Source organism: Stratiformator vulcanicus, assembly GCF_007744515.1.
GTDB lineage: Bacteria > Planctomycetota > Planctomycetia > Planctomycetales > Planctomycetaceae > Stratiformator > Stratiformator vulcanicus.
Genome location: NZ_CP036268.1, coordinates 2,512,174 through 2,530,536 on the forward strand (window position 1 = coordinate 2,512,174; position 18,363 = coordinate 2,530,536).

An 18,363-nucleotide genomic window follows, 5' to 3' on the forward strand; every position below is an offset into this window, starting at 1 on the left:
CATTGACGCACGCTTCGGCCACGCTGGTCGGACAGCTTATTCTCTGACGATGTCCGCTTCCGGCAATGTCCGCGGAGACCGCCCCATGTCGCCGATCGAGAATCTCGCCGCACGTCGCCGACGTCGCTTGTCGCTGATCGCCCTGTCGAACTCATCGGAGTTCGACAGCGACTTCGAAGAGCACGCCTTCGAAACGGAGGCAGTTCCCGACTCCGAGCCGGAGCGCATCGAGCCACAGCCCGTTCTGCCCGATGCCGAACATTTGCTTGAACTCTCGCGGCGTCACCGCACCGTCGCCGACTCCTATGAACGGCTCGCCGCCGCGACCGCAGACCCGAACGAAGACTTCGCCCGGCTTAGATTGCTCCAAGCCGAAATCGGCATGCGGACTGATCGGCTGGTTGAGGCTGCAAGGTCATGCAAGCAGCCTCCGACGCAACCTCGCTAATTTTTGGACGAAGCAACGATGAGTGAACCTACCGGCGGTGACGATCCAAAGAACTTTGGCTTTATCCGACGTTACTCGCTCGTCGCATGTATGACGGTGGGCGCTGTCGGATTCCTCGGCGGGCTGGTTTTCATTCTTCCCGATGAGCGTGCGATCCTATCGGGGTTTTTTATGCTGGCGTCAGCGGTGGCTTTCGGTTCCGCGGCAATTGCGAGTCGTATCAGGTGGCCGATCACTATGACTGACGAATCTCCGGCAGTTGAAGAAAAGCGTTCGACGGCGTCAAAATTCTCGATTCGCGCCTGCTTGGTCGTTGGCACACTGTCCGTAGTGATAGGCATCACAATGCTATCCGCCAATCCAGCCATTTTCTCCGGTCAGTTAATCGCTAGCGCGCTGTGTTTTTGTGCTGCCCCTCTCGCATTTGGCCTCGTGGCAATTGCGACCCGGCTCAATTAATCCCTTAAGCAATAATCTCCCGGATCGGCTCCACGTGCTCCACGCCCACTAGCTTCTGATCGAGGCCGCTATAAAAGTAGCTGAGATGGTTGGGATCAAGGCCGAGCTGGTGTAGGACCGTGGCGTGCATGTGCTTGACGTGCAGCGGATTATCGACGGCCGCGGCTCCTAACTCGTCGGTGGTGCCGAAGCTCATGCCGCCCTTGATCCCACCCCCGGCCATCCACATCGTGAAGCCGTAGGAGTTGTGATCGCGACCGGTCCCCTTGGCATACTCCGCCGTCGGTTGACGCCCAAATTCGCCGCCCCACACGACCAGCGTTTCGTCGAGCATTCCACGCTCTTTCAGGTCTTGCAGCAGAGCGGCGACGGGCTGATCCGTGTTACCGGCGTGCTTCTCGTGATTCTCGACCAGATCTCCGTGGGCGTCCCAGTTGGCGTCGTTATGATTTCCGCCTGAGTAGACCTGAATGAACCGCACGCCGCGCTCGACGAGCCGACGGGCGAGCAGGCACCGGCGACCGAACGGCGCCGTGCGTTTGTTGTCGATTCCGTACATCTGCTGTGTGCGGGCGTCTTCGGAATCGAGATCGGCCGCTTCGGGGGCGGCGCTTTGCATCTCGTAGGCGAGTTCATATGAGGCGATCCGCGCGGCCAATTCGCTATTGTCCGGCCGTGTCGCGAGGTGCCGCCGGTTCGCGGCATTAATGGATTGGAGTAACTCCTGCTGCACTTGCGGAGAGACCCCTTTCGGCGGTTTCAGATCGAACAGCGGTGCCCCCTCGGTTTTCATCACGGTGCCCTGATAACTGGCGGGCATGTAGCCGCTCGACCAATTCTTGGCACCGCTGATCGGCCCTCCGGTCGGATCGAGCATCACCACGAAGCCGGGCAGATTTTTGTTCGCGGTTCCGAGTCCGTAATTGATCCACGAGCCCATCGCCGGAGAGCCCGACTGAATTTTGCCGCTGTTCATCATGAGCATGGCCGAGCCATGAATCGGCGAGTCAGCCGTCATCGAATGCAGAAAGGCGATGTCATCGACATGCTTGGCGACATTCGGAAACAGGTCGCTGACCCATTTGCCGCATTCGCCGTATTGATTGAATTTCCAGCGCGGTTCCACAATCCGTCCGCCGGTTCTGTGCCCGCCGCGACCGAACGTCTTCACGTTCGCGGTCTTGCCGTCCATTCCGTACATCGAGGGCTTATAATCGAACGTGTCGATATGGCTCGGCCCGCCGTACATGAAGAGGAAGATGACGCTCTTCGCCTTCGGCGCGAAATGGGGCTTCTTCTTAGCAAGCGGATGGGCCGACGCAGCCGAGGCCGAAGAAAAGAAACCGTCATCGGCCAACAGTCCGGACAGCGCCGCGGCGCCAAAACCGGCTCCGGTTTGCCACAGAAACTCGCGTCGCGTGCGATTGCAGAAGTTTTGCATGGTCTTAGTTCTTAAACATGAATTATTGGCGAGAGGTTGCGCTTTGCATTGCCGCATCGGGGGGAAGCTTTGCGTTCCACTCGATAACCAAATTGGTCAGTCGGTTCGTGACGTCGGGTCGCTGCGGTGCCAAATTATTCGATTCCCCCGCGTCGTCTTCAATCCGATAAAGCTGCGGTCGCTGGCCGTCGTAGTCGCACAGTAATTTCCATTCGCCGGACCGAACCGCGAGGTCAGGCAGATTCTTAAGGAACCGATAGTCCTTGCGATCAGGCGGACGTCTGAAAAATATTGGTCCGGATCGCGATTTCGCGTTCTGACCCAGTAGTGTTGCCGAAAGGTTTTCACCGTCGCGAAACGCTCCCTCCGAAACTTCGACCCCGGCAATGGCCGCCAGTGACGGTGCGATGTCGAGGGCACAGAGGACCGATGTCTGATCCCGTGTTCCTTGAGAAGACGGCGGCATCAGCCCCGGAGCCCACACGATCAGGGGAGAGCGAATGCCCCCTTCGAGTAGCGTCGCCTTAATACCGCGGAATGGCCCGGCCGTGCCGCAGTTCTGCTCGGGGCCGTTGTCCGAGCAGACGAGGATCACCGTGTTATCACGCAGCTTTGCGTCGCCGCGAATGCGATCCAATAGCGGAGCGAACTGGTTGTCCATTTCTTCGAGCACGGCGACGTATCGGTCGCGAGTCTCTTCGCTCCATCGCTCGGGCGAGGGAAACAGGGGCGTGTGAACATCGTCCGGCCAGACGTTGACGTAAAACGGTTGGTCCTTCGCTTGGGCAGCGCCAATAAATTGAATCGCAGCATCGGCAAAGCCGGATGTGATTTTGGAGCGGACACGCCACTCGACCGGGCCGCCGAGACGTTCGGCGTCCGACCAAATTCGTTTGCGGATCACTTCGCCGTTTGGTCCGGGACGCAGCGTGATCGGAAGCAGTTTCGGGCCGAGGCCTTCGAAGTTCGTCAGCGATTTGTCGAAACCGTATTGGCTGATCTGCGGGGCATCTTCGACGTCACGCTGCCCGCCGAGATGCCATTTGCCGAAGTGACCGGTCGCGTAGCCAGCTTGCTGTAAGAGTGCGGAAAGCGTCGGCACTTCGGGGTCAAGCCAATCGGCAATGCCGCGGCTTCGATTGTGTTTGCGGTGGGACAGATACGAGCCGATCCGGTCGCGTTGCGGATAGCGTCCGGTCAGGAATGCCGCGCGCGACGGCGAGCAGATCGGCGAGTTGACATAGAACTGTTCGAAGCGAATTCCCGCGGCCGCTAATTTGTCGAGCTGCGGTGTCTCGGCCATCTCGCTGCCAAAGCAGCTCAAGTCGCCCCAGCCCATGTCGTCGATCAATACGAATACAAAATTCGGCCGCTCCGCCGCCGAAGCGCCGGCGCACGCGATTAAGGCCAAACAAAATATAACGTATCGAAGCATCGCTAATTTCCGTTTAGCCGCGACCGTCAGGGATCGCTCCTTGGCGGTCGCGGCTAAACAATGTTAATCGAGATAAATAAATTCGTTCCGGTTATAGAGACTCAGGCAGAACAGCCGCAGGGCTTCATCCGATGTGAGTCCGTGTTCGGTTTCGAGCGTGTCGATCAATTTCAACCCGGCCTCAATTTCGTCCTGTGACGGCTCGTGACCGGAGACAAGTGCCAATCCCCGAGCGACCTGAGCGTGGGCCTTGTCGCCGCACTCGTCTCGCAATCGCTTGGCGAAGAAGCCCGCTTCACGATGCACGAACTCACCGTTGAGCAGACCCAGCGCCTGCCCCGGCTGCGTCGTGCGGAATCGTGCTTCGCAGCTTGAGTCGGTCTCGGGGAAGTCGAAATTCGCGAGCAGCGGCGGGATGAGCGATCGCTTCACGTGGATATAGATGCTTCGGCGGGCTTGTTCTTTCAGCGAAGAGTCACCCCAACCTTCGCCCGGCTTCGATTGACCCTGCATCACTTCATCGGAGATGTCGGGATAAAAACCCGGGCCGTACATTTTTAAATTGAGCCGCCCGTTTATCGCGAAAAGCGAGTCGCGAATCTCTTCAGCACTGAGCCGCTGCATATTAAATCGCCAAAAGAGGTCATTGGCGGGATCAGCTTTAAGGGCCTCTTCGCTACCGGCCGACGACATGCGATAAGTGTTTGAAGTGACGATCAACCGATGCAGCGGCTTCATCTGCCAATCACGACGGACAAACTCGGTCGCCAGCCAGTCAAGAAGTTTCGGGTGCGTCGGCGGGACTCCCAATTGACCGAAGTTGTTCGGGCTCCGCACGATCCCGCGGCCGAAGTGATGCTGCCAGATGCGGTTGACCATCACCCGCGAGGTCAGGCGGTTGTCGGGCGAGGTAATCCATTCGGCGAGCACGCGGCGGCGTCCCGAAGATCGGGCTCCCTCTTCGACCTCCGGCAGTTCCGGCAGGGCGGTCTCGAAAATCTCGGGAAAACGCGGAGCGACAGGATCTCCCTCGGCCTGCGGTGATCCGCGAAGCAGTACGTGCGTCGCTTCCGGCGTTGCGTCGCATTTCGCCACACTGAGGACCATCTCTCGGTCGGGCAGTTCCCGCCGCTGACTGCGAATGCTCTCGCGGTGCTCGACCAGTGAGCGATACTGCTCGGCTTCCGATTCGTTCAGATAGTCGCCGAGGTGCTTGTCGAGAACTTGCTTCCGCTTGCGGCCTTCGGTGGCTCTCTGCATAGGTCCGGGCATCTCATCAATGGCCCGCTCCTCAATCTTGACGATCTCCCGAGTGAGGCGTCGCTCTTCGTTGTCGAGCCGGGCGTAGGCCGCCTTGACCTCCTTCGGCGAGACGTCGGTCAGGCTGTTGATCGCGGGATTTTTGCCGCGGGCATAGGGCGTCAGGCCGCGGAAGAACGCGAGCATCCCGTAGTAGTCGGTCGCGGGGATCGGATCGATCTTGTGATCGTGGCAGCGGGCGCAATTGAGCGTCAGCCCCAGCAGGCCCTGTCCGGTGGTCGTAATCAGATCGTCAAACTGGTCATAGCGGGCCAGCAGCTTGTCAGCCGGCTCGTCATCGTATGTGCCCAGGCGATAGTAACCGGTTGCCGTGACCGTTTCGGGAGTGACCTCGTCGAGTTCGTCTCCCGCGAGTTGTTCCCGCACGAACTGATCGTACGGCTTGTCGGCATTGAACGAGCGAATGACATAGTCGCGGTACTTCCACGCAAAGGGCTTCGGGGCGTCTCTTTCAAAGCTGTTTGTCTCGGCGAAACGAACGACATCGAGCCAATGCCGCGCCCAACGCTCTCCGTAGCGAGGCGATGCGAGAAGTCGATCGACGACCTGCTCGTACGCGTCGGGTGATTCGTTCTCAAGAAATTGCTCGACCTCTTCCGGGGACGGCGGCAAGCCAGTCAGATCGTAATAGACCCGTCGCAGCAGTGCGGCTCGATCAGCGGGGGGGTTCGGGTTCAGCCCCGAATCTTCGAGCCGCTTGAGAATGAAAGCATCGATCGGATTGGCGACCTGTTCGGTGTTCTGCACCTCGGGAATCTCAGGCCGTTCAAGGGGCCGGAACGCCCAATGCTTCTCCCACTTCGCTCCTTCGGCGATCCATTTCCGCAGCGTGGCGATCTCCTCAGCGGGGACCGGATCGCCTTCCGGCGGCATCTTCTCGAACTCGTCCTCGGAGGTGATCCGCCGGATCAGTTCGCTCTCGCCCGGCTTGCCGGGCACGATTGCTGCGAGTCCGGAATCAGCCTCACCGAAGGCCGAATCTCGTTCGTGCAGGGCGAGTCCCGACTCGGCATCGTCCGGGCCGTGACATGCGAAGCACCGCCGCGCGAGAATCGGCTTCACATCACTGGTGAAGCTGACATCAGCCATCGCCAACGACGCTGATGATACGAATAACGCGAAAATTGAGAGGGCGCGCAACATGAAGTCGGGTCAGATAGAGAGCGACCGGGCGGGAGAAAACATCAATCTCAGTTTATCCAACGCCGCCGCGGATGCAAAATCGATCGCTCGGCCGTTCACCTCAGCCGTTCACCTCGGTCGTGCCGTCGGGCAGCCGCTTGAAGCCGGGCCCCGCGTTCTCCGGGGGCACCGCCAGAACACGAACCGACATCGGTTGTTCGCTGGCAATCCCCTGAATAGCGATCGCGGCGTAGGGGGGAGCCACTTCGTCTTCGCGTGGCTCCGGCAACACTTCAAATTCTATCGACAGGACTTCTTCAAACAGCTCGGCGAGCGATTGCAGGTTGAAATCGAAGCTTGCCGGCGAGATACGCCCGTCGTCCGGTCCGCCGATATATTCCGTCATTCCCAGATAGAGAGAAATATCCCAACCGGTCTCGGTCGGGTTGCACTCGAAGCCGACTCGGCCGACTCCTTTGGTGGGTTCGAAGAGCTCCGCGGCGGCATTGATCCATGCGGTCAGCCATTCGGGCCGAACATCCCGCTCCGCCTTGCGGCGACGGTACTCTTCAACCTGTGCGAGCAGATGATTGACGGTAAGGTGGGAGTGCGGCATGGGTGAGCGACAATGCAGCGGGTTCTCGGGCAGCGAATTCAGAGTCGGAGCCGAAAATGGCATCGGTCCTCCGACACTTGGTTCATCGGCAACCAGCAAAGGAACTTCGCAGCCGAACCTTTCGCACTCGCAGATTCTCAACGTCAGCAGGACGCATTACGTCGAGTATGAGGGGTGAGTTCCGGTTGTAGCGGTTGGGCGGGGCGTGCCACGGGAAATCCCCGACGCATCGCGCGAATCGGTCGGTCCACCTCACGTTCTTTGCAGCCGAATCCTCGGCCCTTACAATTTAGGTTTCCTCGTCCTATTGATCTGACGCCATGCACGACGCCATCTTCAAAGCCGATGTCCTTGTCGAAGCGATGAGCTACATCCGCCGCTTCCGAGGAAAGTATGTCGTGATCAAGCTCGGCGGTAGCGCGCTGGAGCAGGATGCCGCCGTCAAAAGCTTTCTGACCGACGTACTGTTCCTCGAAACCGTCGGGATGAAACCCATCCTGATTCACGGCGGCGGCAAAGACATTTCAAGGGCAATGGAGGCCGAAGGCTTCGAGCCGAAGTTCGTGCAGGGGCGCCGCTACACCGACCAAGGGGCGATGGAAATCGTGGCCCGCACCCTGACCGGCATCTCCGATCGACTTGCCGAACAAATCGAGTCGCTCGGCGGCAAGGCGATGCCGCTGCATTTCGGGACGTACAACAGCCTGATCGGTGAGCGTATCACGCTCCCGGGCGAAAATGGCGCCCCGATCGACCTCGGACAAGTCGGTCAGGTGGTCGACATCGCCGAACCGCTGCTGCGCGGCATTCTTTCGGAAGGCAAAGTCCCCGTGCTGCCGAGCGTTGTGCTCGACCGGGCCGGGGGCAAGCTTAATGTCAACGCCGACACGGCTGCAGCGGCTGTCGCGCGGTTGCTCAAGGCCGAGAAGTTGGTCTTCCTCTCGGACGTGCCCGGCATCTTCATGGATCGCAGCGAGCCGGAGTCGCTACTCAAGCATCTCAGTATTGATCGAGTCCGCGAATTAATTCAGCAGGGCGTGATCGACGGCGGGATGATTCCCAAGGTCGAAGCTGCTCTCGAAGCATTGGAAGCGGGGGTGGGCAAAGTCCACCTCGTCGACGCCCGCATGCCGCACTCGGTACTTCTCGAAATATATTCAGCCAGCGGCGTCGGCACCGAAATCGTTAAAGCGGCAAGTCCCCCCGTTTAGCCGCGTCCGACAGGAAGCGATCGCACTTATAATCCTATTCCATGCCCGACACCAGCACCCATTATCTAATCATTGAAGAGTCACGTTGTATCGACGCGCCGGCGGAAACCGTTTACGCGATCCTTGCCAATTACCGCGACCATCACCCCAACATTCTTCCGCCGCAGTTCAGCGATTTTGAAGTTCTCGAAGGGGGAGTTGGCGAAGGCACCGTGATACGCTTCGCCCTTAAGGTCTCAGGGCGAAAAAACTACGGAACGATGCATGTCACCGAACCCGATTCGGGACGGTTGCTCGCTGAAGCCGATCCAAAGTCGGGCCTCGTCACAGAGTTTCATGTGGAACCGGCCGGCGGCGAAGCGTGCGAAGTCACGTTCAAGACATACGGACGACGCAATGTTCAGATGCCCCGATTCCTCGCCCGGTTTGTCGAGCGATCACTCTCAAGTATCAACAGAAAAATATTGCGACCAATCTATCAGGATGAATTGAGGCTGCTCAACGAATACGCTCATAATTTGTCGGCCCAAACCCAACCGGATGAATAAGGAGGATTGCCATGAGCATCAGCTACGAGTCACTGGTCGGCTTTGAAAACGGCGCCCGGCGGATGCATATCCACCGCACCGAAATCCCCGACACCGCCGCTCACCCGCCCTATCAGCACGAGCACAAAGCGGAAGAAGCCTTCTATCTGCTCGAAGGCTCAGCCGAATACACCTTCGGCGGCGAGACAATTAAAGCCGGCCCCGGCGACACCGTCTTCATCCCCTCCGGCGTCTACCACGCCGAAATTAAATATCTCACCCCGTCAATGACTTATCTAACAATCCGCACGGTGGAAGAGGGAGATGAAGCGTGCTGCTGCGGGAAGGATCGGGAGTTATAAATCCCGAAGGGGTAGCACGGCCCAACCGGGCCGTGTCGCGCAGCGAAAAGAGGCGATAAACCATTGAGTCTGCATTCATAGTCGACTCACGGGAGTCCAGCCGTGACCGACTTCGGCGTCTTTAAGATCAATGTAATGTCTCTCTCGATCGCCTCCTGTGCCTGTCGGCACCCGGCCCGGATGGGCCGGGCTACCCGGTAACAAATGGAAGTGCAAAAGTTCTTTCGTGGGCAAAAATATTGCGTGGTGTGGCAGCAACCGAAGTTCGTCGATAGATACACCGGACGATTCCAACGATGGGGTACCAATCCGACTGGCTCTACAGGCTGATCGTACGAGAGATCAGCACGACGCTGGAGCGGGCAAAATCCGTGGCCTATGAAGCCCAGCAACCGGAGCGCATCTTGGTTTCTGAATACGCCGCAGCGGATTGGAGCTATCCTCGTTGCGTCGGTGAGCAAATTCGGCAGTGGGTGTTCGAAGGGAATGAACTCCATCCGGTTGATCCGAGTCACGCTATCTGCAACCCTGAGGAGGATGGCGTGTTTTTTCGTGAAGTGACATTTCAGTTTCACATCCGACCGGACCGCCGAAGAGTTGCCTTCACATATGCTTTCGGACCGCGACATGGTCACGGGGTGATATTTGACGTCCTCGGTCAAGGGCAAAGCGGGCGACTTGAGCAAAATCGTGAGATGCCGCAATGGGTTTCTTAATACCTATATATCAATTCGGCCCGTCCTGAGGCGCCAATTCTCTGAAACAACCAAACGGGGTAGCACGGCCCAACCGGGCCGTGTCGCGCAGCGACAAGAGGCGATCAACGAAAGAGTCTGAATTCATAGTCGACTGATGAAAATCGAACCGTGACCGACTTCGGCGTCTTTAAGATCAATGCAATGTCTCTCTTAATCGTCTCCTGTGCCTGTCGGCACCCGGCCCGGATGGGCCGGGCTACCCGAGGTGGAATAATTGAATGACGAACAGGCGGCGGGTGATCGACGATGAGCGGCACGTCCACTTTGTGACGACATCGTGCTACAAGCGGAGGCGGCTGTTCGACTCGAACTTGGCTCGTGATGCTGTGGTGAGCGTTCTTCGTGAGCAGTTGGTACGTCGCGGTGGGGTCTGCCTCGGATTTGTCATTATGCCGGATCATGCGCACCTGCTGGTGTGGTTCGATCAACCGGGGCATCTCTCCGCGTTTATGGACAAATGGAAGGAACTTTCGTCAAAGCAAATTTCGCAGATTCTCGCGACGCACTTTCGAAGGTATTTTGAACGTCTGCCTGAGGGTGACCCCGTCTGGCAGGCACGCTACTATTGCTTCAACGTCTTTTCGGAGGCGAAAACGGAAGAGAAACTAAACTACATGCACGACAATCCCGTGCGCGCGAACTTGGTCAAGCGGGCCATCGATTGGCGATGGTCCTCTGACCGGTGGTACGAAGATCGATCGAACGTCGGCGTGCCAATCAGTTGGCCGACAGGGTTGTTTGAGTGACAATCGATGATGGGTGGCCCGGCCCAACGCGGGCCGTGTCGCGCAGTGACAAGAGGCGATTTACGAGTGAACCTCGTTGCATCGAATGACCTCGTTCCGTCACCCATTTGATTTGCGGAGCTTCTTAGCGATTCTCCTGAACTGTTGATCGCCTCTTGTGCCTGATGGCACCCGGCCCGTTGGGCCGGGCCACCCAATTACTTTGAAGTTTAGAGCTTTTCCATGCCAACCGTCGAATCCCCCACGGCTGCCACGATCGAGCAGTTCGATCAGTTCGTGATCCCCAATTACCCGCGGTTTCCTGTCGCATTGGTGAGGGGGGAGGGTTCGCATGTGTGGGATGCGGACGGGAAGCGGTATCTCGACCTGTTTCCAGGTTGGGGGTGCAACATTTTGGGATACTCGCCGCCGCGGGTCGTGCAGGCGATTCAGGAGCAGGCGGCGAAGCTCATCCATGTGCCGAATACTTGGTACATCGAGGCGCAGGGAGAGTTCGCCGAGTTTCTGTGCTCCCGGTCGTTCGGCAAAGCGTTCTTCTGCAACAGCGGAGCCGAGGCCGCGGAGGCCGCGATGAAGCTCGCCCGGCTGCACACGCCCAAGGGCCGCTACAAGATCATCACCTTCGAGAAAGGCTTTCACGGACGCACGATGGCAGCCGTCACGGCCACGGCTCAGCCCAAATATCACGAAGGCCTCGAGCCGTTGATGCCGGGCTTCCTGTACGCCCCGCGGGACCTCGATGCGGTGCGAGAACTGGTCGACGAGGAGACAGCCGCGATCGTAATTGAACCAGTGCAGGGGGAAGGGGGCGTCAACATCCCGACCGACGACTTCCTCGCCGAATTGCGCGAAATCGCCGATGAGAATGGGTGCCTGTTAATTTTTGACGAAGTCCAAACCGGCATGGGTCGACTTGGCACTTGGTTTGGCTACCAGAAATGGAGCGTCGAGCCGGATATCTTCACGCTGGCCAAGGGAGTCGCCGGTGGGGTGGCCTGCGGGGCAATCGTATGCAAGGACGAGATCGCACCGTCGCTGCGGCCCGGGATGCACGCCAGCACCTTCGGCGGCAATCCTCTCGCGATGGCTGCCGGAGTCGCGACCGGACAGACGATCGAGGAAGATAATTTACTGGAAAACGTCGCTGAGATGGCGGAGCGCTTCCGATCCAACCTGCTTCCCCTTGTCGACGAATTGCCGATCGTGCGGGAACTGCGAGTGTGCGGCATGATGGTCGGGCTGGAACTGCTTGTTCCCGCCAAACCGATCATGCTGGCGTGCATGGAGCGCGGGTTGATCGTGAACGCAACGCAGGACGTCGTGGTGCGATTGCTGCCCGCCCTCAATGTGACCGCCGCGGAAGTGGACGAGGGCTGCGAAATCCTGACCGCCGTTCTGCGCGAACATGCGGAGACTGCGGAGTAGTTTTCGGCCCTGCGATTTACTTATACTGGCGATTTGCCCCCGACCCCGGTTCCCCCGGGGTCGTCCGCTTTTCCGACTCGATAATATGAAGCACCTTCTGACATTATTCGACTGGAGCCCCGACGAGATCACCGAGACGATCGCGCTCGCGGACGACCTCAAAAAGCAATGCGGCAACGGCATCCGCCCTCAGATGCTCACCGGTCAGGTTCTCGCTCAGGTCTATGACAAGCCCTCGCTGCGAACGCGGGTGAGCTTTGAAACCGCGATGCTGCAACTGGGTGGCGGAGCGACGTTCCTGACCAGCAAAGAGGCCGGCTGGACGGGCCGCGAATCGCTGCCCGATGTCGCGAAAGTGCTGAGTTCGTTCGTCGATGCGATCGTGATCCGGACGTTCTCACAGCAGCTCGTCGAAGATGTCGCCAAGCACGCCGCCTGCCCGGTGATCAATGGTCTGACGGATGACTATCACCCGGCGCAGGCACTGACTGACGTCATGACCATCAAAGAGTCGACCGGTACTTTGAAGGGCGTCCACCTCGCATTTGTCGGCGACGGCAACAATGTAGCGAAGTCGCTCGCGATCATCTGCGGCAAGCTCGGGATGAAGTTCACGCTTTGTGCTCCAGCCGAACATCAGTTCGACGATGCGTTTCTGAAGAAGCTCGGCAGCGAGTTACCTGACGCAAAATTGGACGTGACAAACAACGTGAAAGCCGCCGTCAAGTCGGCCGATGTAATCTACACCGATGTCTGGGCGAGCATGGGGCAGGAGGGCGAAGCGGACGACCGCAAGCAGGTCTTGGCCCCGTTCCAAGTCAACGGCGACGTCATGAAAGCCGCGCCGTCGGAATGCCTGTTCCTGCACTGCCTGCCGGCTCACCGCGGCGAAGAGGTCACCGACGACGTCATCGACGGCCCGCAAAGCAAGGCCTTCGAACAGGCCGAAAATCGGATGCACCTCGCGAAAGGGTTACTCGCTCGACTCTTGGGTTAGAAGCGAATTGAGCACCAATTATCGACGCGGGCCGAAGGTCGGTCAGATCCCGATCTTCGCGCCGGATTGCGCTTCCGTCTTGTTTGTCAGCCCGAATCGAGCCGCCTTAAAACGCGTTCACTGCAAGGCCGACAGCTTAAACAATCGCTGCAGTGTTGGCACGACCTGTCCTCACGTAGCACTCCCGGCCATCGCGACGGAATCGCAAAGGGCCGGGGCTGCGAATGGGGCGGGATGAGGTTGCACGAAATCGCCCCACCGGTGATGTGTCACTGCAGATATTGTGTGTTAACGGACTACTGCTCGAGATTGATCGCAAATCTCGCTTGGCCCTGCCAGCCCCGAGCAATTTCTTCTTAAAGCAGGTATTTTCTTTGGGATGACGTCCGCTGTGCGGCGTCTTCTTGTGTGGAAGGCTTTGCTGCGTACGGCGAGATCCCGTGAAGCACGATGAATTGAACGCGATTGTCAATCGGTTCTCTGCGTCGTTGCGACTGCTGGCGCTCCGCTACGATTCATCGCCGGACGACATCGTGCAGGAAGCATTCCTAAGACTGCTGAATTCTTCAACGCCGATCGCGGATCCCGGCCCCTGGCTGTTCCGCGTGACGCGAAATCTTGCGATGGATGCTCAGCGTCGGCAAAGAAGAACCAAACAACGGGAGAAGTTGGTGGCCCGTCCGATTGCCTTTGAGCAAGCCGCGGACGGTGACGGACCTGCTGCCGGGGAAGTCACCGTGGCACTGGAAAAACTGGACGACGAAACGCACCTGATTGTGGTGGCGCACCTCTGGGCCGAGTTGACCTTCGAGCAAATCGCATTCGAATCAGGACTGTCCGCGAGTACCGCGCACCGCCGGTACCAGAGAGGGCTGAAGCAACTACGACAAACCTTGGAGCAGTCATGCACTCTGATGAAATAGAAGGCTCTGGCGAACTGGAACCGTTTGAGAAACAGCTTCGCCGACTCCGCCCGATACGGCCGGACCTCGCGCTACCGTCGCCGATCTTAAAGAATTTGAAAGTCGATCGCGAACTTCGTCGCGAGCGAGCATTTTGGGTCGGCCTCACCGCGTGCAGTTGGCTAATCACGACCGGCATGCTGCTTTATATCGCACCGACGTGGACTTCAAGTAAGTCTTCGCAACCACCCACAATGGTTAAGACACCGACTCGCGATCCGGTTGAGACTCCGGCGACGGTCCCTGTCAACTCTGAAACAAAGAGGCAAGAGAATGTCTCGGCTGAGCCGATTGTATCATCGTTTATAAGGTATCAGCCCCCGAAAAAATTAAGCTCGATCTCCGACGGCGTGCTTTCGGTAGGCTCGCGACATCTTATCGGAAGCGAAGCCGTCGCAGATTTGATGGCTCAATTACCGCCTGTTAGCTCGCGAACGGTGTCACGATTTACTGGCACCGCCGTTGATGCTGAGCCGTTAAGAGTAGGGGCATCACGTTTCATTCGGTACCCAAAAGACGGGGATGTTGATTTCAATCTTTTGCTGATTGAGGAGAGCCTTTAATGCGACTCGCATTCCTTATCGTCGTCCTTGTCCCATCGTGGGCGTTCGCTGAACCCAATTTGAGGCAGGAAGATCCGAGAGTCGACTCGGCCGCCGAAGTAATTGAATTGAGTGTCGAGCCAGCCCCGCTGCCGAGCCCGCTCCTAAAATATCGCTTTTGGCCTTCTGCAGCCGAAACGCGACGAGGAAACGCCGCTCTTCCGATCGCGACCGCCACCGGGCAACACCAGATGCTTCAGGCGAATTGGATTAACGCGATCGGTACCGAGCGCGCTTGGTCTGACGACAAACACATCCTGTTGGCTGTCGAACGACTAAACGAATTGGATTGGGCCGAGGAGCTCAGTGTTGAAGACCTCAAGCTGGCAAGGCGTCTGATGGGGGCTTCAAGTCATCAGGTGTTCATTCCAATCGACGAAGCCGCGGGCAATGACTTCGCTGACTGGGGTCACTGGGATCTTGTGCGGAATGAGTCTTTGCAAAAGGTCATCGAGACACTCCTTCCGGTCCAGCAGGAATCTCGCTCAGTCGCCCGCTATCTCGAGCTGAAATTCCGTTTGGCAGTATATGAAGGCAATGTCCCAGAGGCAGTGAAGGCGCTGAGAACCCAGTTTCGGCTGGGTTACCACATCGCCAATTCCCCGTTTATCGTTTCTCGTTTGGTCGGCGCGGCAATTTGCTCTGAGGCTGTGGATGCGTGCCCCTACCTGATACAGAAAGGGGGGGGTAAAAACTTCTATTATGCTTTCGCAACGCTCCCTGACCCACTGATCGACTTTAAACCCGCCATTGAGGCTGAATTCGGCTTGGCCCAACGAGCTGCAGGGTGGCCGGACCGTGACAAATTTGATGATTTAAATGAAACGCAATGGCGGGCCAACTATCTCTCACGATCCCGTGATTTATTAGATGGAGGATACTCTAGCGGGTGGAATATCTCTGAATTGGCCCGTTCCAATTCCGCGCTCCGCAATTTGGAAGTCGGGTTATACGTAGGTCTGCGGGCGGCTCTGCAATATCCCCGAGCGAAAAAAATTCTCATCGACGAAGGAATTGATCAGGCCAAGATCGACGATATGCCCGTCGGCGAAGTCATTGCCCGTGTGCAGTACGAGGCCACTCAGCGGCTCTTGCAGGGCGAGTTGGCTAAGCTGTACTTGGCCCCTCATCGACATGAAACGAAAGCGCGAACCGGAATAAATTCTCTCACAGCTGCGGAGGCTTTCGTAACAATTCCACCGGCGATTCGGCTTCTATCTCCGGCGACGGCCCAAATCCGACACTCAGGTGTCCGCCTTGATGCGAAGATCGCGGCTCTAAAGACGATCGAAGCGCTGCGGGCTTATGCCGCGGCAGAAGGCAGTTGGCCGGAATCGCTCGACGATATCAAGATCGTTCCTGTTCCCGAAAACCCACGCACCGGCAGGCCTTTCTCATACCGTTTAGAGGGCGGGGTCGCCGTACTGGAGGCCGCCATTAGCAGCAGAGCAAAGTTAAACAAGGTCTACCGCCTGCGGCTGATCGATACCGAAAAGGAATCGGATTAATGCGTTGCCAGCGAACTATCTACCTGACTCTGCTGTGTTGTTTATCTTTGACCGCCAGCCGACGTTCAATAGCGGCGGACGGGCCGTGGTTTGTGCAACATCTCCCGCAACACACCGCTGCCCTCATCGAGGTTAATCTTGCTTCTTTAATCGAATCCGGAGACCTCAATTCGCTTTTAGAGCAATCGGGGCTGCCGGAAAATAAGACGCTCAACTCTAAGAATGCGCGGTGGCAAGCACCTATCGCACGAGATTACTTCAAGAATCAGATTGCAAATCTACTGGCATCTGCAGAAGGGTCCGACATCGCCAACGTCGTGGTTGGCGTGACATGGAATGAACGGGAATTCGATCTTCGCCGGTTCGTCATTGTCCGAGTAATTGAAAAGTCAAAGAGCGCGAATCCGGCAAGTAATGCCGCTAAGCAGCTCAGTGTTCGTCAAGGCCTCGACGGCGTATTCGGATTCCCCAAAGATATGCTCGGGGCTTTTCTGCCTGATCTGGAGCAGATCGCCACGTCAAAGACCGATAACGGAACAGTATATTATTTTGAAGACCCGTCGACACCGACGGGTGAGCGTGGGCCGAAAATTGTTTGGGACAAGAAGCTACCCACTCTCAAAGCTGAGCAGCTCTCTCAGTGCTTCACGGCTCTGGATGCAGTGCCGATTCGCGCCGGCTTCGTTGTGACTGCCGATCAGCAACGGGCTCTCCGCGAAATGCTTCCTGCATTTAACGGGTTATCGAATGCAATGGACGGGAAAACGGTAGCGAACGGATTTCAGGCGGCCTCATTCGGGTTACATCTGGCACCACTGCGGATCGACGTACTCGCACATGCGGAGTCGGGTCGTGCGGCTGATCAGTTCGCCGTCGCCCTCCAAGAAATGCACACCGCTGTTAAGAAACTCTTCCCGGAACAGTACGCGCTTCTCGTTGGGGATGACGGGCCGATTGAAGTCTCTCGTCCCGACGACACTGCTTTCACGCGGATCGCCTTACACCCATTACGGATGACGGCAGTCCGAGCGATGTTGCAAGAATTAAGCGCAAAAGATCTATATCGGCTTCGCAATCCCCACCTGAATCAACTCAAATTCATCGCGCTCGGGCTGCACAACTACTACGACAAATATAAGACTCTACCTCCGGCGGTCATTCGAACCCCGGACGGGACGCCGCTGTATAGCTGGCGGGTCGCGATCTTGCCTTTCCTGGACCAGCAGAAACTCTACGAAGATTTTCACCTTAATGAGCCGTGGAATAGCGAACACAACCTCAAGTTGCTTCCGCGTATGCCGGACGTCTATGCGGTCCCGCAAATCCCGCCAAAGCCGGGGGCGACCCCATTCCTCGCAGTCACGGGAAAAAACACAATGTTCGGTCAGCGAGACGGGGTAAAGTTCGAGGACGTGGAAGATGGTACGGCCAATACGATCGCCGTGGTCACGGTGGTACCGTCGGCAGTCGTACCGTGGACAAAGCCGGATGATTGGGAATTTGATCCGCAGCTTCCGTTTCGAGATTTAATTACAAAGGAGCGTAGCGTCTTCTCAGCCGCATTCACCGACGGGTCTGCTCGCAAAATTACCGAAGATCAATACAAGCACCCAGAGAGGCTGTTCCTGATTAATGATGGAAATCTGTTGGAATAGCAGATGTCTCCAGCTCGCTTCACCTCGTCAATGAGTGGCAGTGTTTTCTGGCCGAGCCAAATTTATCGGAACACTCGGGATCACTCTTGAAATAATTTCGCGCGAAGAGACGCATCAAAGAAACGAAGCGACCGACCTGCTTGAAGGTGCTATGCGTTTAATTGCCAGATTGTAAAGTTCAAGACGGCGGCAAAGCTGACCCACGCGAGGTACGGCATCATCAGCCAGCCGGCCATCATTGACCGCCCGAAGAAGGTCACTGCTGTTGCCAAGATCGTTGCCCATAGAACAATGATTTCGATAAATGCCCAGCCGGGCTGATGCATCCCGAAGAAAATCCAAGACCACGCAACGTTTAAAAGAAGCTGAATCGCGAAGAGGGTGAGCTGGATCGCAGCGGACCGAAAACCTTTCGGCTTCCACACCAGCCACGCGGCGACCGCCATCATCACAAAGAGCGTCGTCCAGACCGGGCCGAAAACGGAATTGGGCGGATTCCAAGAAGGTTTTTCGAGCGTCTGGTACCAGCCTGCGATCTCGGGGGTGGTTGCGATTGCACCGAGACTCCCCGCCCCAAGGCAGAGAAGAATGAAGAAGACAAGTCCTATCCAACGGACACTTTTCTTCATGTGTTGAAACTTTCACTACGTTTTTGATGGGCGACGAAGCTGAAAAGAAAAGAGGCTCTGAATTGGGGAGCAATCTCAACTAGCATGGGCGGTTAAGTTCATCGGCGAGCTAGACCATTCAGCGGAAAACGATCTCGAGC

General features: G+C 57.5%; 18 protein-coding genes. 13 read left to right on the forward strand and 5 right to left on the reverse strand.

Annotation, left to right across the window (positions count from 1 at the left end; genetic code table 11):
- Positions 1 to 85: 85 nt before the first annotated feature.
- Together Pan189_RS09755 and Pan189_RS09760 are read left to right on the forward strand one after the other, a co-directional pair.
- Positions 86 to 448, forward strand: coding sequence for a hypothetical protein (locus Pan189_RS09755; protein WP_310821310.1), 363 nt, complete (start codon positions 86 to 88; stop codon positions 446 to 448).
- A gap of 18 nt (positions 449 to 466) precedes the next feature.
- On the forward strand, positions 467 to 907 hold the full coding sequence (locus Pan189_RS09760) for a hypothetical protein (RefSeq protein ID WP_145363732.1): 441 nt from the start codon (positions 467 to 469) through the stop codon (positions 905 to 907).
- A 4-nt stretch (positions 908 to 911) separates the two neighbouring features.
- On the opposite strand, the gene Pan189_RS09765 is transcribed toward Pan189_RS09760, so the two are convergent.
- From Pan189_RS09765 to Pan189_RS09780, 4 genes are all read right to left on the reverse strand, one after another.
- Positions 912 to 2,348 (reverse strand): DUF1501 domain-containing protein, encoded by a 1,437-nt coding sequence (locus Pan189_RS09765; RefSeq protein WP_145363733.1) that lies wholly within the window; start codon positions 2,346 to 2,348, stop codon positions 912 to 914.
- 22 nt (positions 2,349 to 2,370) lie between these two features.
- On the reverse strand, positions 2,371 to 3,783 hold the full coding sequence (locus Pan189_RS09770) for a sulfatase-like hydrolase/transferase (RefSeq protein WP_145363734.1): 1,413 nt from the start codon (positions 3,781 to 3,783) through the stop codon (positions 2,371 to 2,373).
- A gap of 63 nt (positions 3,784 to 3,846) precedes the next feature.
- Positions 3,847 to 6,246: a PSD1 and planctomycete cytochrome C domain-containing protein gene (locus tag Pan189_RS09775; RefSeq protein WP_310821311.1), complete on the reverse strand. Its 2,400-nt coding sequence runs from the start codon at positions 6,244 to 6,246 to the stop codon at positions 3,847 to 3,849.
- Positions 6,247 to 6,346: 100 nt separating this feature from the next.
- On the reverse strand, positions 6,347 to 6,904 hold the full coding sequence (locus Pan189_RS09780; RefSeq protein ID WP_145363735.1) for a hypothetical protein: 558 nt from the start codon (positions 6,902 to 6,904) through the stop codon (positions 6,347 to 6,349).
- 257 nt (positions 6,905 to 7,161) lie between these two features.
- On the opposite strand from Pan189_RS09780, the gene argB reads away from it, so the two are divergent.
- The 11 genes from argB (at position 7,162) to Pan189_RS09835 (ending at position 17,594) form a co-directional block, all read left to right on the forward strand.
- Entirely contained in the window at positions 7,162 to 8,052 is an 891-nt protein-coding gene (gene argB, locus Pan189_RS09785; RefSeq protein ID WP_145363736.1) for an acetylglutamate kinase, read from the forward strand.
- 41 nt (positions 8,053 to 8,093) lie between these two features.
- Positions 8,094 to 8,600 carry an SRPBCC family protein gene (locus Pan189_RS09790; protein WP_145363737.1) on the forward strand — a complete coding sequence of 169 codons (507 nt, stop codon included), beginning with the start codon at positions 8,094 to 8,096 and terminating at the stop codon, positions 8,598 to 8,600.
- 11 nt (positions 8,601 to 8,611) lie between these two features.
- Positions 8,612 to 8,941, forward strand: coding sequence for a cupin domain-containing protein (locus Pan189_RS09795; RefSeq protein WP_145363738.1), 330 nt, complete (start codon positions 8,612 to 8,614; stop codon positions 8,939 to 8,941).
- 296 nt (positions 8,942 to 9,237) lie between these two features.
- Positions 9,238 to 9,657 (forward strand): hypothetical protein, encoded by a 420-nt coding sequence (locus Pan189_RS09800; RefSeq protein WP_145363739.1) that lies wholly within the window; start codon positions 9,238 to 9,240, stop codon positions 9,655 to 9,657.
- A 260-nt stretch (positions 9,658 to 9,917) separates the two neighbouring features.
- Positions 9,918 to 10,445, forward strand: coding sequence for an REP-associated tyrosine transposase (locus Pan189_RS09805; RefSeq protein ID WP_145363740.1), 528 nt, complete (start codon positions 9,918 to 9,920; stop codon positions 10,443 to 10,445).
- Between the two features lie 222 nt (positions 10,446 to 10,667).
- Positions 10,668 to 11,870, forward strand: a complete 1,203-nt coding sequence (locus tag Pan189_RS09810; RefSeq protein ID WP_145363741.1) for an aspartate aminotransferase family protein — start codon at positions 10,668 to 10,670, stop codon at positions 11,868 to 11,870.
- A gap of 85 nt (positions 11,871 to 11,955) precedes the next feature.
- Positions 11,956 to 12,867 (forward strand): ornithine carbamoyltransferase, encoded by a 912-nt coding sequence (gene argF / locus Pan189_RS09815; protein WP_145363742.1) that lies wholly within the window; start codon positions 11,956 to 11,958, stop codon positions 12,865 to 12,867.
- A gap of 440 nt (positions 12,868 to 13,307) precedes the next feature.
- A complete protein-coding gene (locus tag Pan189_RS09820; RefSeq protein ID WP_310821312.1) occupies positions 13,308 to 13,790 on the forward strand; it encodes an RNA polymerase sigma factor in 483 nt (160 codons plus the stop codon).
- The gene (locus Pan189_RS09825) at positions 13,772 to 14,392 is read left to right on the forward strand and encodes a hypothetical protein (RefSeq protein WP_145363744.1); all 621 of its coding nucleotides are present in this window, start codon (positions 13,772 to 13,774) and stop codon (positions 14,390 to 14,392) included. Before Pan189_RS09820 ends, Pan189_RS09825 begins: the two co-directional genes overlap by 19 nt.
- A 230-nt stretch (positions 14,393 to 14,622) precedes the next feature.
- Positions 14,623 to 15,939 carry a hypothetical protein gene (locus Pan189_RS09830; RefSeq protein WP_145363745.1) on the forward strand — a complete coding sequence of 439 codons (1,317 nt, stop codon included), beginning with the start codon at positions 14,623 to 14,625 and terminating at the stop codon, positions 15,937 to 15,939.
- On the forward strand, positions 15,939 to 17,594 hold the full coding sequence (locus Pan189_RS09835) for a DUF1559 family PulG-like putative transporter (RefSeq protein WP_145363746.1): 1,656 nt from the start codon (positions 15,939 to 15,941) through the stop codon (positions 17,592 to 17,594). Before Pan189_RS09830 ends, Pan189_RS09835 begins: the two co-directional genes overlap by 1 nt.
- A gap of 149 nt (positions 17,595 to 17,743) precedes the next feature.
- On the opposite strand, the gene Pan189_RS09840 is transcribed toward Pan189_RS09835, so the two are convergent.
- A complete protein-coding gene (locus tag Pan189_RS09840) occupies positions 17,744 to 18,223 on the reverse strand; it encodes a TspO/MBR family protein (RefSeq protein WP_145363747.1) in 480 nt (159 codons plus the stop codon).
- Between the last annotated feature and the right edge of the window lie 140 nt (positions 18,224 to 18,363).